Here is a 16,790-nt window from a genome sequence, read left to right as displayed (position 1 = left end):
TCATGTTTAAGGCAATTACATTCTGAAGCTGTTCCATCAACTTCTTCGGGCGTTTTTCCATAGTTTGATATCCAGAAAAAATCTGTATAGTATCTGACTACAGGATGATAGTCGGAAAAATTCTGGATACCAGGGTGAATTATACGGAAATTTTCTATATTGTTTTCTAAACGGGTTCTGTATACGGAAAAAGTTTGTATAAGTAAGTCGGTAAGAAAAATTCAATGTATATGAAGAAATATAAATTGTTTGCCTAATTATCAACAATAAATATCTCAAAGCCTGATTTTATCGTATATCCTAGCTAATTTAGAATGATTGTATTTATTTCCTACAGCCTAGTCACACAAGCTTAAGGATTGTTAAGTTCTTGCAGGGCTATTTGAGCAACGAGTGTTGTTATGCTTAAATCATCAGGGCAAGTAGCTAAATTTAGATTGGCAGTTTGTAACGTGGATGTTCTAATTGAGTCAACAAGACGCTTTGAGAAGGATCTTGCTAAGTTAAGCGAAGATGAGAAAGCAACAGTGATTCAAAAAATTAACGATTGCGCTAGCCTCTTCCCAACTCAAAAAGCTGATGTTTATCGTAAGTTGCGTCGTCTTCCTCTACTGTCATATCTTAATGGTTACGAATCTTCGCTGTATACGCTACGGATTTCTCAAAAACTAAGGGTGATTTTGGCAGTTGACGAAGATCCAATTTTTGGGCAAGTTATTTTTACTCTTTTTCGAGTAGTCAAACACGATGACCTCGATAAAGCATATAAAGATGTAGCAGAATCTTTGTATCAAGAGCTATTCCATGACAATCGAGAAATTGCCCAGATTCCGTAAGCTTGTTTATGGCGCAAACCCTTACTCTGTGTGATGAATATGGCATTATTTACGAAGCTATGAAGATTTTGCCAGATGACGACCTAAAGATTTGTTTTCTTGAAGCATTGGCAGAACTTGAAGATAACGAGTGTCACAGAACAAGAAAATTTCCAAAAACGAGACTGCACAAAGTAAAGGGTGTAAAGCAAGCAATTTATCGTGCTGATATCGATAAAGTTTCAGGCTGGCGTATCCACGTTCAATACATTAGTGGGCAAATTCATCTCAAGGATGTTATTGAAGGGCAAAGGCACGATGATGTAATTGAGGTGATTAAATCGAAAAAAGGGCGCTACGAGTAATTCTCAAGCCTATTTATCGCCGCACCCTAACAAGTCACTGCACTAGAACACCTCAAAATAGTTGGTTAAGTTGCAAAGGTTGTCTGCGTCAAGTGAGTTTAGCCGTTAAAACATATGTGATTTTGTATACCCCATTTTTTGCTATTCTTGCGGTTATAAGTTGATGCACACCTTGGACATTGCATAACGATATCTAAGACAGGCTATTTGGCGTCGCTCGAATTTATACTTCTATGCAACGCCAGTTTTTTCATTGCTTTAGAATCTTAACTATAAGTTATGGTGTTGTAATAACCCTTTCGGTTAACTTCTGGCTTGTAACTCCTGCCCACACAGTAAGTGGTTGTCCGACTTGCTTATACAGCAAGCTTTCTAAAATCACGCCATTATTGTTGGCGGTGAGAGTCTTATTCGGTTGACGCAGGGATTCATAAAAGCCGTTGTACCAGCCGTCCTTAGAGTTAAGGTTAACTTGGACAAAATCAAATAACTGCTTAGTGTAAGTAGTATTGTAAAGCACATGCCAACCGATCGCAGCTTTGGCACTGAGAAATCGCAAATCATTGTGCTGTTGTTGGGTATCTGTGATGGTTACCCAAGGTTCTCCATTAACAAACAAACTGCTGTAAACAAAGTATGGAGGTCGATCTAAGTTGTCTTCGGTAACGGCAGTTAATTGTTTTGTCGCTTCATAACGCGCTGCTTGAGCGGCCAAAATCCGATCAGCATAAGCTTTAGGCAAAGATTGAAACCCAGTTTCGATACCATCTAAAATATAGGGTTCGCTAAGAACGTAGTTATTCGCTCCAGAGTTTTTATAGTCCCGTTGATCGTAAGGAATTCCCTGTCCGTAAAGATTAACAAAGGCAGTATGGGACTGATAATCTAAGGCTTGTTTAACATCCAAGCCCCAAAGCTTCAAACCATAGGCAGCATAATTTTCATACCCTAAGCGACCTTCTTGGTTATATTGTTCTTTGCCTTTAATAACGGCAGTACCGTACATTTGTCCATTTTTGGTAAGACGGTTGACTTGCCAATGTTTCCAAACGTCTGTAGAAAGCGATCGCAACTGTGGATACTTTGCCCCGACAATTTTTAGCCAGATTGCCATCCGCCCTAAATCGATGGCTGACCAACCAATTTCTTCGCGTTTTTCAAGTTGACCATAATTAACTGGTATAAGGGTTTTTGCATTGTAGACCTTGTTGGGCAGTTCACCTTTGTATAAGGGCATAGATGCCAGTGTTTTCAACATTTTGCTCATTTTTGCTTCAAACTCAGCCGCAGGCACAATATTGAGTTCTCTAGCACTGACTAAGGCTGCGATCGCTGCTGCTTGATCCCACATCGTCACAGACTTAAAACCATCGACAGAATTAACTAAGCCAGTTTCATTGTTCCAGTTACGCTGAAAGTATAACCAAGCCTGACGGCCAGTTGCAGTTTCCTCTGGAGTTAATGATCCGACTCCAGGGGCAACATAGGGAGTCTTAGCTTCTGTTAGTTGGCTCTTAGTAATAGGTGTCCCTTGCAAAACTATAGATTTTGCATCAAGACTGGCAGTTGATATTTTAGATTTTGCTATGGGAACAGTCTGAGAAAGTTGCTTAGACCAAAAATTTAAAATTGCGATCGCTATTACAGCGGTAACAACTCCTCCTACAGAAGCTAGTATGGACAAACTCTTAGGTGGTGGTTGAAAATCAGAACTCATGCGGATTCAAGCCTCATATTGTAAATTACTGTTATAGCAGTGGTCAGACAGCTTAGGAGATTAGCAAATCGAAGAGAGTAGCTCTGACAGCTATCCATCGCAGACTTGTCTAAGCAGAATGGCAGGGGCTATACTTGCGTAGTTTCACCAAATACATTTTTCCCAACTTTTAAATCTAACTAACAATGACGTTCTATTTATTGATGAAGCCTGTCAGTATCTCGCTCACTTGCTCAAAGTAAGACTATTTACCAAAAAGAGATTTCCCTGACTAAGAAAGCCAGCAAGTCGAGTCTAGATTACAGCCAAATCCACTTTTCCCAAAATGGGATATGTTGATTCAACCACTTTAGCTAGTAATTTCTTTTTCAAAAATCATCTAAATTATTTTTCAGTTGTGAGAAATTCAAGCTAACATTACGATGCAGCCGACTGACATGAGATCCTAGTGGTGCATCAAAGACCTCAGTAGCCGCTGATTTGAGACGTTATACAGATGTCGCAAGAGGTCTACGTATGGACAAAGATCAACTTAAGCGGGTTTTGACGGAGCGGATGGCAATCGGTCCTGGTCAGCCGTGGTTTGAGTCTAGGGTAGATCCCATCGACCAGTTTGTACCTCCTGACTTCACGTTGAGCCAGATATTCTTCACACAACAAACCGCTTCCACGCTCGTGTGCGCGCTGGATGTATATGCAAATCCCTGTTGCCTTTGTACACCTCGGCTTGCAGCTGAATGGTTTCGACGAGGGCGTCGGGTTACGCTTCTAGACATTGACCCGAAATTTGCCGAATTCGCGGATTTCCTCCCTTATGATTTGCGGGAGCCGCAGCCGATTAACCGAGAATTTGATGTGATTGTCGTTGATCCCCCGTTCTTCATCCCTGAGCCAGTGTATCAGGCGATCAATATTCTAACTGGCGATCGCCGACCGGATCTATTCTTAGTGTTCGCTGTCGAACACGAAGCAGAACTGCTGCGGCTTTTTGCCGAGTATCGACTCCAACCGACAGATTTCAATCTGCGCCATAGCAATGTAAAAGTTAGTCACCAGCCGTTATTTCGGTTGTACAGTAGTCAGCCCAATTTGGTCTGTAGGTGAGAACTATACTGCTAAAGCAGGTGCTGCACCTGACTGGGCCTGCCATACTAGTTTCGGCAGCATCAAGCTCTTGCGACGACCCAGCGCTTTCAACGCGAACGGACAAACTTGTAAAATCAAATCTGAAACCTTCTCCCGGTCTAGTATAGCAATAGCTAAGGTGCTTAGGACATTAACACATGATAAAACTTATACCAATTTAATGTGAAGCTGCATTAAATGAGTAACTCTCCATTCTTGGCGCTCTTGGCGTACTTGGCGGTTCGTTTAATATTCTGTGCATCTTCATAGAGAATTGGTATTAGATACAAAAAGGCTTTTCACCCAGTCCCCAGTCCCTTGCTATATCTGGAGTCAGACTTCAATGTATCCTCAAGAGATTCGACCAGTTGAAGAGGCGATGTTTAAAGACTGTAAAACTGGTGGTTACAATCTGGAGGGTTCTAAAGCTAATCCTGATAGACTTGTACGTTTAATTTTGTTAATTACCTTGGCAATGACTTCTGCTTGGTTACAAGGACAAAGGACTGAATGGCACTAAGATAAGTCCAAAGTCTTGTGTTGCCTCGTTAAGAGCCTCCAGGCTGGGAAACCATTGTGAGAGGCTCCGCCTCCTCTTTGTTAACGAGAGGCAGAGCCTCTTGGAACTCGTTCCCAGTCTTCAGACTGGGAACAAGGTTACACAAGCTTTTCGGCTTTTCTTAGTGCCATTCGACAAAGGACTAAATTACAAATACAACAACTCTATGTCTGTCGGACTCAAGAAAAAGGTAGAACTAAAAAACGGCACAGTAATTTTTGGATAGGTTTATACTGACAAAATTGGATAACTGCTTTTCATGAGTGTCAAATATGGGTTGAGGAACTCATAAGTTCTATTCGCAATAAGCAGAGGTTTTATCGCCAAGGTTTGAAAGCTATGCCACTTATACAGCAAGCTCTTTAGCTCCCCTGTCGCCCCCTGAATCCAATTTTATCAAAAACTATCATTGACTTTTAATTGCTGGCAGATGCTTTTTTTCAGCTTTTCTACTTTGTACACTAAGCTTTTTTCGCCATGCCTCCATGTAAGTATAAAACACTGGAGTCAGATAGAGAGTCAATATCTGAGAGAACAGTAATCCACCAACGATCGCAATCCCTAAAGGCCGACGCGCTTCTGAACCTACTCCCGTCCCCAGAGCAATCGGGAGTGTGCCAATTAAAGCTGCCATCGTCGTCATCATAATCGGACGGAAGCGAATCAAGCAAGCCGCATAGATGGCATCAAAGGAATTTTTCCCTTCCTTTCGCTGCGCCTCAATTGCAAAATCCACTAGCATAATCCCGTTTTTCTTGACGATGCCCACTAGCAGGATGATGCCGATGAAAGAGTAAAGATTTAAATCAACCTGAAAAATCAGCAGCGTCAGTAATGCGCCAAAACCCGCCGAAGGTAGACCAGAAAGAATGGTGATCGGGTGAATGAAATCCTCATAGAGGATACCGAGAATCAGATAGATTACTAAAATAGATACCAACAACAGCACGCCTAAATCGTTGAAGGACTGCTGGAAAGTTTGGGCTGAACCCTGAAAGCTGGGGGTAATTGTTGAGGGTAGCATCTCACTGGCTGCTTGCTTGATGGCATCTGTAGCCTGACTTAGAGACGTTCCTGGTAGGGTGTCAAAAGAGATAGTTGCAGAGGGAAGTTGAGCAACGTGAGTGACAGTGAGGGGGCCGACATTCTGGGTGATATTGGCGATCGCACTTAGGGGAATCTGTTTTCCAGTACTCGATTGCACATACAGCATCGATAGGGCACTGGGATCTCGCTGAAACTCCGGTTTCACTTCTAAGATTACATAAAATTGGTCATTTGGGGTATAGATAGTTGATACCTGGCTGGAACCATAGGCAGCACTGAGGGTTTGTTCAACTTGTTGGGCGGTAATCCCAAGAGTTGCAGCTTTATTGTGGTCAACTTTGACTTGGATTTGGGGAGTGCTGAGTTGTAAATCGCTATCAACGTCCCGGAGTCCTGGTAGGGTTTTGACTTTATCTACAAGTTTAGGAACGTATTGGCGTAGGTCTTGCAAATTTAAGCTTTGCAACGTGAACTGATAAGTAGAATTAGTTTGTTGTCCACCAATGGGAATCGCTGGCGGAGAGCGGAGGAATGTTTTAATCCCAGTTGTCCGTCTCAACTTCGGGGTTAACTCTTGAATGATTTGGTCAGCACTCAGTTGACGTTGAGAACGTGGCTTGAGCCGAATCGTAATTCGCCCAGAGTTGACCGATGCGTTCGGGCCACTTGCACCCACAATCGAGTCAACTGCTTCAATGTTGGGGTCTTTACGAATGATGTCAACAACCGTTTGCTGGTGGCGGCGCATATCATCAAAAGAAATATCTTGCGCTCCTTTGGTGTTCGCCATCAGTTGTCCGGTGTCTTCTGTGGGAATAAATCCTTTGGGAACGATGATGAACAGATAGACGGTCATTACCAGCAGAATACCAGAACCAATCAGCGTCATCAGGCGGTATTTTAAGACAGGCTTGAGCGTCCAATCATATCCCCGCAGGAGTAAATCAAATCCCCCTTCTAAGACTCGATAGAGCCGATTTGGTCTTTGCTGATGAGATGAAGTTAAGAATCGACTGCACAACATTGGGGTGAGACTGAGGGAAACAAAACCCGAAACCAAAATTGCCACAGCGATCGTCACGGCAAATTCATGAAATAATTTACCGATTATTCCACTCATAAACATGATCGGAATGAACACCGCTACTAGGGAAAGCGTCATTGACAAAATTGTGAAGCTGATTTCCTTTGATCCCTTCAATGCCGCGTCTAGGGGAGATTCGCCCATTTCTCGATAACGGACGATATTTTCCAACACGACGATCGCATCATCCACGACAAAGCCCACGGAGAGGGTCAACGCCATTAGTGAGAGGTTGTCTAAGGAGAAGCCCGACAGATACATTACAGCAAAAGTGCCAATAATGGCTACAGGTAGCGCCAAACTAGGAATTAGCGTCGCAGTTATGTCACGTAAAAATAAGAAAATCACCAAGACAACTAGACAAACCGAGAGAACCAAGGTAAACTTCACATCGTTGACAGAGGCTCGGATTGTTTGGGAGCGATCGTACATAATCCCCATTTCAATCGATTTGGGAACTTGTTCGCGGAGTGTAGGTAAAAGTTTCTGGATAGCATCAACGATATTTACTGTATTGGCACCCGGCTGCGGCTGCACGGCGAGAACAACGGAATGGCGGTTTGTCACCTTGCGATCGCTATACAAATTTGAGACTTTAACGTTTTGTTCACTGTCAATCACCTGTCCCAAATCCTGGAGCCGCACGGGCGCACCATTTTTGTAAGTTACAATCAGTTGGCGATAGCTGGCAGCATCGGTGAGTTGACCGTTCGCCTGAATCGTATAGGTTTTATAAGTGTTAGAGAGACTGCCGGTTGGTAAGTTGACATTTCCCTGTTGAATTGCAGTTTTCACCTGAGTTAGACCAATTCCCCTGGATGCCAACTCTCGCGGGTCAAGCTGGACTCGGACTGCATATTGCTGTTGACCAAAAACCTGTACTTGAGCAACACCATTGATCATCGATATTGGCTGACCAACTGTTACCTCTGCGTATTCATCTACTGTCGAGATTGGCTGTGTCTCAGAATACATATAGAGGAAAAGAACTGGTGAGACAGACGGGTTAACTTTGCGGTAAGTGGGGGGGTGAGGCATTCCGGCGGGCAGTTGTCCGGCTGCGGCTGAGATGGCTGCCTGCACATCTTTTGCAGCATCCTCCACTCTGCGGCTAAAGTCAAATTGTAGGGAAATGTTGGTGCTGCCAGTTGAACTGGTGGAATTGAATGAATTGAGTCCGGCAATTTCGGTAAACTGTCTTTCTAGGGGTGCGGCGACCGAAGATGACATTGTTTCTGGGGTAGCACCAGGGAGACTAGCAGAGACAGAAATAAAAGGATATTCAACGTTAGGCAGCGCACTGATGGGTAACAGGAAATAACTCATCAGACCAAAGATGAGGATACCCATCATTACCAAGGTGGTCATGACTGGACGACGAATGAAGAGTTCTGAAAGGTTCATGAGTTGTGTTCTCCCAGAAATGTGGTAGAGATGTGCAATTAAATCGCTCAGTCTGTATTGTTTTAGGTTTATATTTCATAAGGGCAAATATAGGACAATCCCTTTCCACTCCGACTGATCGCTGTAATTAACCAGCAGCAGTAATTCATCAATTGCCTGTCTAATCGGCATCCGGTCATTCACTACAAACAAACCCAACATTTGTTCTCCCTTTAACAATCGCTCGTAAGCGAAATCTGGCATTGTTGCACGGTCATGAGTGAGGAGTATGCGATCGCTTGCTGCTGCCCAATTTAAAATTGCTGGGTCATCTACTTCCTGCAAACCAACATCCTGAACCCGAAGTAAGTTAAGATTCGGTTGACGCAGAAATAGTCCTCGCACAATATCGCCATTGAAATTCTCATCGCTCAATAACTTCAGCATTGACATTTTTTAAGCTTATTGCTGGGCTAATAAGCGAGAACGAATTAGGCTCAAATCAGGTTGAACACTTGACAAACGTTGATGAACAGATTCAGCTAATTGTTCACGTTGAACGAGGTATGCTTCCACAGCATCTCGATGTCGAAGGTAGTAGCCAATAGTCAGATATACATCAGATAATGACAAGGATGAGTAACGCCCAACAATAGATTCAGGGGATGCACCATCTTGAAAGCTACGAATCACCATTTCTAGCAAAACCCTTGTATTACCTACTCGAATTGCACCTGTTGCATCTTCACTTAAGGGAGGAATTTCTTGTTCTATTGCTAAAGTCATAGTGTCATTATTCCAGAAACGCTAGGATCTAAATTTTAGTGTGGTGCTATTTCGTAATTCGTAATTCATAATTATGAATTATTTTAATCTGTAGCCTTCCTTTAGAAAATTGATGTTAAATCGAGCATAGGTAAAACACTAATATTGCTTGTTGAAAATCACGATCGCCCGCCTGTAAATGAAAATACCCGACGGAACTTAACTTGACTGAGCTTTTTCCGCCACGATTCCATGTAGATATAAAATACGGGAGTTAAATACAGAGTCAATATCTGAGAAAATACCAGTCCGCCCACAACTGCAATACCTAGAGGACGGCGGGATTCTGAACCAGCCCCAAATCCGATCGCTATGGGTAAGGTTCCCATTAGCGCTGCCATTGTCGTCATCATAATCGGGCGGAAACGCACCAAGCAGGCTTGATAAATCGCCTCAGATGGCTTTTTGCCTTCATTTCGCTGGGCAACAATTGCAAAGTCCACCATCATGATCCCGTTTTTCTTGACGATGCCCACCAAGAGAATTATGCCGATGAAGGAGTAAACATTCAGTTCGACATGGAATATTATCAGCGTTAACAATGCGCCAAAACCTGCTGAAGGCAAACCGGAAAGAATCGTAATTGGGTGAATGAAATCCTCATAAAGAACACCCAAAATCAGATAAATTACTAGGACAGCGATCGCTAACAGTAAACCCAAACTCGGCAGTGAACTTTGAAATACTTGGCTTGCACCCTTAAAGTTGGTGCTAATACTGGCAGGAATTACCTGATCAATCAGTTTTTCAATCTCTTCGTTGGCATTTCCCAAGGAAACACCAGGAGCGAGGTTAAAGGAAATGGTGGCGGCGTTCATTCGACCGTTATGATTGACCATTAACGGGCTGACTCCCTGAGATAGTTTGGCAAATGTCTTCAGAGGAACTGCCACTCCTGTGCTGGAGTTAATGTACAGTGTCAACAAAGCATTGATATCCTCCTGATACTGAGGCGCTAATTCCAGAATTACCTGATACTCATTGGTCGCTGCATAGATGGTTGATATTTGGTAGGAGCCGTAGGCATTTCTCAAGGTATTTTCGATTTGCTCGGCGGTGATTCCATAAGTTGATGCTTTATCGCGGTCAATGTCAATTTGAATTTGGGAAGCAAACTGTAAATCGCTGTTGACATCCTGGAGTTCTGTCAAAGTCTTCATCTTGACAACAAGTTGAGGAACATACTCCTGTAAGGGTTTGACATCAGAACTTTGAAGTGCTAATTGATAAAGTCCTGTACTTTGTTGAGCGCCAATGGGAATCGCTGGGGGATTTTGTAAGAATACTTGGATGCCTGGAACAGTGGCGAGTTTGGTTCGCAAATTTTGAATGATTTCATCAGCACCTAGTTGGCGCTGCGATCGCGGTTTTAAGCGAATAAACAAACTCCCGGAATTGGCTGCAACTGCTGCCCCACTGCCACTAGCACTGGCTCCCGCCCCAATATTAGAGTTGACTGCATCTACATTCGGATCTTGGCGGATCAGGTTAGCAACTGTCTGCTGATGCTGGACAAGATTATCGAAAGATGCATCCTGGGCTGCTTGGGTAATGGCTGTAATTTGTCCGGTATCTTGGCTAGGAATAAAGCCTTTAGGAACTATCACCAACAGTCCAACTGTCACCGCGAATAAAAAGACAGATAAAATCATCGTGGTGCGGTGATATTTTAAGACTTTTTTGAGACTCCAATCGTACAAACCCAGCAAGCGATCAAACACATATTCGGAAGCTTGATATAAGCGACTTTGATTAGCATGATCCACAGGACGCAGAAAACGGCTGCACAACATCGGAGTCAGACTCAAAGACACAAAACCAGATACGAGAATTGCAACTGCGATCGTCACAGCAAATTCATGAAATAATCGTCCCAGCACTTCACTCATGAACAACATGGGGATGAAGACTGCAACCAAAGAAAGGGTCATCGACAGGATTGTAAAACCAATTTCTCTTGACCCATTCAACGCTGCTTCTAATGGACGTTCCCCCATTTCCATGTGACGGACGATATTTTCTAGCATGACGATCGCATCATCCACTACGAAACCCACCGAAAGGGTCAACGCCATCAGCGACAGGTTATCTAGTGAGTAATGCAACATATACATCACGGCAAAGGTACCAATCAGCGAAACGGGTAATGCCAAACTGGGAATCACCGTCGCCGAGAGGTTCCGCAAAAAGAGGAAAATTACTAAGATAACTAAACCAATGGTCAGAATCAACGTAAATCTGACATCATCCACTGAATCTCGAATTGACTGAGACGCATCATAGAGAATCCCAATTTCCACGGATGCCGGAATCTGGCTTCGCAAATTCGGGAGCAATTTCTTAATCGTGTCTACAACCTGCACCGTATTGGTTCCGGGCTGTCTTTGAATGGTGAGAATAATGGCGCGGGTATTGTTGTACCAGCTTGCTACCTTGTCATTTTCTACACTGTCAATTATCCGACCCAGTTGATTGAGATAGATGGGCATTCCATCTTTGTAAGACACAATCAACTGGCGATAAGCAGCCGCATCCTGGAGTTGCCCGTTGGTTTGGACTGTAAAATTCTTGTGATTTCCCGAAAGACTACCAGTGGGCAAATCGACGTTATTCTGTTGAATCGCCGTCGCTACCTGATCTAACCCAATTTGCCGCGTTGCCAATTGCTGCGGATCAAGTTGAATTCGAGCCGCATACTTTTGGGAACCGTAAACAGCTACCTGTGCTACCCCATTGATTGTAGATAGCTTTTGCGCCAAATAAGTCTCGGCATAATTGTCTACCTGGGAAAGGGGCAGAGTGGGTGAGTCCAGATAAAGGTAAAGAATCGGTTGATCTGCGGGGTTAACCTTGCTGTAGGTAGGAGGATTAGGTAAATCAGTAGCAATTTGCCCCGATGCTCCCGATATCGCTGCTTCCACATCCTGCGCCGCATCATCAATATTGCGGCTCAGGTTAAATTGCAGGGTAATTTGAGTCTGTCCCAGAGTGCTAGTTGAATTGAGCGAATCGAGTCCAGCAATACTGGAAAATTGCTTCTCTAGGGGACGGGCAACCGATGCTGCCATCGTTTCGGGGCTGGCTCCCGGTCGGGCGGCACTTACCTGAATTGTGGGATAATCCACACTTGGTAAATCGCTGATTGGCAGCAAGCGATAACTCATGAAACCGAAGATTAAAATCGCCGCCATCACCAGAGTCGTCATGATCGGACGGCGGATAAATGGTTCTGAGAGGTTCACGAATCACCTCCGCCTGATTTCGGGGCATGATTTCTTCTTGACTTCGAGGAATTTCCATCTGCATTTGAGTTATTGCCGGCTGTTTTGATGCGGATCTTGCTTCCCGAAACGAGATTCGCTTGACCATCGGTGACAATTTTATCGCCTGGTTGCGGCCCTTTCTCAACCACATCTAGTCCATTAATGCTGTTGCTAACTGTAACTGGCACATTTTCTACCGTCATATCTGGCTTAACTACAAAGACAAACTGTCCATCCGGGCCATTCTGCACGGCTTGGGAGGGAACAACCGTTGCATTCGGTTCTTCGGTTAACGTTAGCGTTGCGTTCACAAATTGACCGGGAAATAAATGTCCCTGAGTGTTGTCAAAGTCGCCAATCAGTTGAATTGTCCCCGTAGTGTTATCGACCGTATTATTGACAAATGCCAAAACACCTGGTAAAGGATGAGCTTGATTATCGGGGAACGTTACATCTACCTTCAGCTTGCCATTCTCCATATACTTTTGTACTTGAGGCAGATTTGTTTCGGGAATGGAAAAAGCAACTTGAATCGGGCGAATTTGGGTCAGGGTAACAAGTGGAGTTGTGCTGTTAGCTTGCACCACATTGCCCAGAGTCACCAGAATATTGCCAGCGCGACCATCAATTGGCGCATAAATTTTGGCGTAAGATAATTGCACTTTGGTATTGTCCAATGCTCCCTGGTCGGAACGGACAACGGCTTGAGCATTAGCGATCGCAGCTTGATCGCCCTGGACAACTGCACCGGCATTCGTCAACGCCACCCGATCGCTTTTCAAAACTGCCTCAGCATTAGCGATCGCTTCTCGATCTGCTTGTAGGGTTGCTGTACTTGCCTGACTGTTGGCAACATATTGCTGTGCTTGATCCAAGCTGATAGCGCCCTTTTTGTACAACGTACCATAGCGATCGCTCTGTCCTTTGGCAAATTTTTCTTGGGCTTGATCCTTGGCCAAATTTGCCTGAGCTTGTCGCACCAAGGCTTGGTCTTTGACTAAAGTCGCTTTAGCTTGGTCTACTTGACCCAAATCTCTAGCTAATGTAGCTCTTGCTTGTTGTACCGAGGCTTGGTCTTTGGCTACAGTTCCTTGAGCTTGCTGGATTGCAGCAGTTTGCGATCGGTCATCCAAGGTAAACAAAAGTTGTCCCTTCTTCACATCTTGACCTTTCTTGAAATAAACTCCAATGATCCGTCCACTAGCTTCGGGCGTAATCGATACTGTAGACCCCGATTGCACATTGCCGATCGCCTGCAATTGTACCGGAACCGTTTTTTGTGTCACCATTGCAACGGTTACAGGTGTTACTTGCTGCCGATTCCGGCCAGATTTTTCAGTTTTCTCTGTCTTGGCTGCACCCGCATGAATACCAAAAACAACTAGTCCAGCCAGCAAGATCGCGCCCAAAATTACCCAAGTAATCTTTTTTGGCGATCGCGGTAGCTCTGGTTTTATACTCTTCTCGTTTTCAGTCAAACTCTCATTAGCAATTTCATGGTTCATCAGAACCTCCACTGGATTTTAGTTTATTAAAAACAGAATTCAGTATGATCGGACTTAAGCAAAATATCTCTCAAACTCTCATTTCTCCGTGTCCTCTGCGCCTTGGCGGTTCGTTATTCCGTACTAATTCATTAACCGCGATCATTTTCTGCTTGGCTTTTTTCCTTTGATTTAGCTGCAAAAGTAGTTCCTGTTCACTTAACTGCTTAATTAGGGGATTTTTTATTAGGGAAAAACCGCAGATAATGACTCAACGAGCCATAAAGGTCTTTGTAAAGAAACCAAGTATCAAGCACTAGCTCCAAAAGAGCAATCAACACCCAAATTGCTAGAGAAACAATTACAGGTAGGCTGAGATCAGGAAACTTCCTTTGCAAATCGATAATGCCAAATAACAGCAGAAATAGGAGCGAAACTCCCAACAGAAAGGACAACTTGACGATCGCCAGAATGAAACGGCTCATTTCTAGGATGCGATTGTAAAGCCTGGAAAATCCCTCCACGATTTCTTCGATGTTATTGATGACAAGTAAAATTTGTTGTCGGTATAGATGGGTAGCTAAGGAGTATTGTTGCTGCCCTTGCGCCCATTCATCTTCATTCTTGAAATTGTCTAAAAGCTTGTCCAAAGTTAGCACCTGGGAACTAGTTGCCCAAATTGGTAAATCCTTTAAATGCAAGGGAACTAAATAGTTAATCAGCGCTATCAGAGTTTCCTCAAAATTACTGAGTTCGGGGGGAAGAGATTGAGTTAGACGAATGAGTTGGTCAATCTGAATCTGAAGTGTATAGTAGTCCTCATGCTGCCTTTGAGCGATCAACTGACTATTAAACGTCAGGAAAACAATTAACACCCCCAATAAAGCAGCTAAGGACTGGGATACAGCAGAAAAGAATTCAATCGCCACCTGTTTAGGCACTGTCAGCCAGGGGGCGTTATCCCGCATAGCAAAAACCAAGGTGGCAACAAATACAAGCCCGACGATCGCTAGCTGATGATGGGTAACAGTAGCTATGACTGTCCGCACTAGGGGAGTGTTACTGAGTCGAACCAAGATTTGCAGACCTGGGACTGGTTCACAAATTTGAAGTCGTTGGGCTTTGCGGGTTGACATGATTGAAAGTGGCGATAGGAGATATTCTCAAGAGTATCCCTATACTTATTGCCCACGTTGTAAACTTACATGATTAGCCTGTGACTGAATCAATTTGCTCAGGTCAGCAACGGCGCTAGCATACTGAGGATCAGCTGATGTCCCCAAAGTTCGGTTTTGCACCAATGCTTTCTGTTGTGCCTCAGTTAACTCCACGTTAATATCTGGTGCAATGCCGACATGATTGATATCTCGACCTTTGGGTGTGTAGTATTTAGCGATCGTTAGTTTCAGCGCCGAACCATCAGAAAGTGGCTCTACGGATTGAACTAAACCTTTACCGAAGGTGCGAGTCCCTACTAACCTAGCGCGATTGTCATCTTGCAGCGCTCCCGACAGAATTTCGCTAGCGCTAGCAGATCCCTTATCGACCAGGATCACTAAAGGTTTGTTGGTGAGGGGGTGTCCCGACGCATTGTAACTTTCTTTAACTTTGTCTCGATTTACCAAAGATACGATCGCCCCTTGCTTCAACCACATACTGGCAATTTGCAAACTCGCATCCAGCAGTCCACCTGGATCGGAACGCAGATCCAAAACGTAGCCCTGCACCTGCTGTTTTTCTAATGCTTGAATTGCTCGATGCATCTCTCCCGCCGCCGTTTGCGTAAACTCTGGTAAACGAATATAACCAATTTTACCCACTGCTGTTGTTTGCGTGTTGTAAGTTACAGGATGGATAGCAATATTTGCGCGGGTAAGGTTGAAAGTTTGCGATTGATTGCCCCGTTGAATCGTTAGTACTACCTTGGTTCCCACCGGGCCGAGAATCCGCTTAACGGCATCCTCAATTTTCATCCCCTGAGTTCTTTGACCGTTAATCTGGACAATTACATCGTCCGGCAAAATACCTGCTTTAAAAGCAGGCGTTCCTTGAATTGGGGCGACAACGGTTAAAGCTTTAGTTTTTTCATTCTGTGCCAGTTCCAGCCCTACACCACTGAGGTTGCCAGAAAGGTCTTTATTTAAGGCAAGAAATTCCTGGGGGTCGAAAAACTCTGTGTAGCGATCGCCTAATTTAGCCACCATTTCTTGAATCGCCCCATAAGCCTGTTTGTTGGAACTATAGGAACGGTTAAGATACTGCTGTCGAATTGCTTTCCAATCTTGATGGTTAAAGCTGACATCAACATAATTTTTATCTAAGATTTGCCACACTTCATCCACGAGTCTTTGGGGGCTAGGTTGGGGTTTACCTAGAGCTTTTGAAGCGTAGAGACTACTTCCTGCCAGGATTGCTGTGATAATAGCGAGTTCTATCTTGAGGATCAATTTTTGCTTGAACATAATTTAACTATTTAGCATCTATTACCTTATAAGTATTCTTTTTTTTGACTTTTTGCACTAGGACTTCTCTTGGGATTGCCCTTTCCGGTGGGGATAGGCAGTCTTAAAAATATCCTGAATTTTAGTCTTTTGTTCAGCCGTGAGATTCAGGCTCAATACTGCTTTACGCATTCTTTCACCTTGTTGTAATTTCGCTGACAATTGCTTTACCTGATCTGGAGTCAGAACTGCCTCAACTTGCTTGCGAACTGCTTCGCGTTTCTCGGCGCGTTCCGGCGTATTCGCCCCAGGAGAGTTTGTCGCAGAAGTGTTGGTATTAGATACCTTTGTTCCAGAGTCCTCTCCTTGAGACACATCTGGAGACTTTGAACTGGTGCAACCTGTCATTCCTGCAATCAGGATAGTTGCAAGTAAAAGGGTTGGTAAAATTATCTGTTTTTTAATCATTTATTTCTCTGATTTTTGTTGTGTGTAATCCGACTGTTCTGACCAAGGGGGCAGGGGGCATTGGTTTAATACTTGCTGACGAGTCTTTGATACTCGTGAACGAGTCTTTTAACTCCGTTAATGAGTCTTTGAACTCCGTTAATGAGTCTTTTATACTCGCTGACGAGTCTTTTATACTCGTGAATGAGTCTTTGAACTCCGTTAATGAGTCTTT

The 16,790-nt window shown here is 43.9% G+C and carries 13 protein-coding genes and 1 pseudogene; 5 read left to right on the top strand and 9 right to left on the bottom strand.

Features of this window, described 5'->3' with window-relative positions:
- Positions 1 to 401 precede the first annotated feature (401 nt).
- A complete protein-coding gene (locus V7K35_RS14505; protein WP_335079994.1) occupies positions 402 to 836 on the top strand; it encodes a hypothetical protein in 435 nt (144 codons plus the stop codon).
- An 8-nt stretch (positions 837 to 844) separates the two neighbouring features.
- Positions 845 to 1,180 (top strand): hypothetical protein, encoded by a 336-nt coding sequence (locus V7K35_RS14500; RefSeq protein ID WP_273770523.1) that lies wholly within the window; start codon positions 845 to 847, stop codon positions 1,178 to 1,180.
- Between the two features lie 277 nt (positions 1,181 to 1,457).
- On the opposite strand, the gene V7K35_RS14495 is transcribed toward V7K35_RS14500, so the two are convergent.
- Entirely contained in the window at positions 1,458 to 2,897 is a 1,440-nt protein-coding gene (locus V7K35_RS14495; protein ID WP_335079993.1) for a DUF3131 domain-containing protein, read from the bottom strand.
- Between the two features lie 516 nt (positions 2,898 to 3,413).
- Here V7K35_RS14495 and V7K35_RS14490 point away from each other — a divergent pair.
- On the top strand, positions 3,414 to 4,001 hold the full coding sequence (locus V7K35_RS14490) for a hypothetical protein (protein ID WP_335079992.1): 588 nt from the start codon (positions 3,414 to 3,416) through the stop codon (positions 3,999 to 4,001).
- Between the two features lie 364 nt (positions 4,002 to 4,365).
- Entirely contained in the window at positions 4,366 to 4,542 is a 177-nt protein-coding gene (locus tag V7K35_RS14485; protein ID WP_442939727.1) for a hypothetical protein, read from the top strand.
- A 445-nt stretch (positions 4,543 to 4,987) separates the two neighbouring features.
- Here V7K35_RS14485 and V7K35_RS14480 read toward each other — a convergent pair whose 3' ends face one another.
- The 8 genes from V7K35_RS14480 to V7K35_RS14445 all read right to left on the bottom strand — a co-directional run bounded on the left by V7K35_RS14480 (position 4,988) and on the right by V7K35_RS14445 (position 16,576).
- On the bottom strand, positions 4,988 to 8,116 hold the full coding sequence (locus V7K35_RS14480; RefSeq protein ID WP_335079991.1) for an efflux RND transporter permease subunit: 3,129 nt from the start codon (positions 8,114 to 8,116) through the stop codon (positions 4,988 to 4,990).
- Between the two features lie 75 nt (positions 8,117 to 8,191).
- Positions 8,192 to 8,542, bottom strand: a complete 351-nt coding sequence (locus V7K35_RS14475) for a DUF5615 family PIN-like protein (protein WP_335079990.1) — start codon at positions 8,540 to 8,542, stop codon at positions 8,192 to 8,194.
- Between the two features lie 15 nt (positions 8,543 to 8,557).
- Positions 8,558 to 8,881, bottom strand: coding sequence for a DUF433 domain-containing protein (locus V7K35_RS14470; RefSeq protein WP_335079989.1), 324 nt, complete (start codon positions 8,879 to 8,881; stop codon positions 8,558 to 8,560).
- Positions 8,882 to 9,039: 158 nt separating this feature from the next.
- Positions 9,040 to 12,162, bottom strand: a complete 3,123-nt coding sequence (locus V7K35_RS14465; RefSeq protein WP_335079988.1) for an efflux RND transporter permease subunit — start codon at positions 12,160 to 12,162, stop codon at positions 9,040 to 9,042.
- On the bottom strand, positions 12,159 to 13,688 hold the full coding sequence (locus V7K35_RS14460) for an efflux RND transporter periplasmic adaptor subunit (RefSeq protein ID WP_335079987.1): 1,530 nt from the start codon (positions 13,686 to 13,688) through the stop codon (positions 12,159 to 12,161). Before V7K35_RS14460 ends, V7K35_RS14465 begins: the two co-directional genes overlap by 4 nt.
- Positions 13,689 to 13,894: 206 nt before the next feature.
- Positions 13,895 to 14,803 (bottom strand): hypothetical protein, encoded by a 909-nt coding sequence (locus V7K35_RS14455; protein WP_335079986.1) that lies wholly within the window; start codon positions 14,801 to 14,803, stop codon positions 13,895 to 13,897.
- Positions 14,804 to 14,848: 45 nt separating this feature from the next.
- Positions 14,849 to 16,129, bottom strand: coding sequence for a S41 family peptidase (locus tag V7K35_RS14450; RefSeq protein WP_335079985.1), 1,281 nt, complete (start codon positions 16,127 to 16,129; stop codon positions 14,849 to 14,851).
- Positions 16,130 to 16,186: 57 nt separating this feature from the next.
- Positions 16,187 to 16,576 carry a hypothetical protein gene (locus V7K35_RS14445; protein WP_335079984.1) on the bottom strand — a complete coding sequence of 130 codons (390 nt, stop codon included), beginning with the start codon at positions 16,574 to 16,576 and terminating at the stop codon, positions 16,187 to 16,189.
- Positions 16,577 to 16,596: 20 nt separating this feature from the next.
- On the opposite strand from V7K35_RS14445, the pseudogene V7K35_RS14440 reads away from it, so the two are divergent.
- Positions 16,597 to 16,790, top strand: a pseudogene (locus V7K35_RS14440) (hypothetical protein); the annotation flags it as partial.

The sequence above is a fragment of the Nostoc sp. genome, assembly GCF_036917275.1.
In the GTDB taxonomy this organism is placed as follows: Bacteria; Cyanobacteriota; Cyanobacteriia; order Cyanobacteriales; family Nostocaceae; genus Nostoc.
Note: the sequence above shows the minus strand (reverse complement) of the source record. Positions and strands in the feature narration are given on the sequence as shown.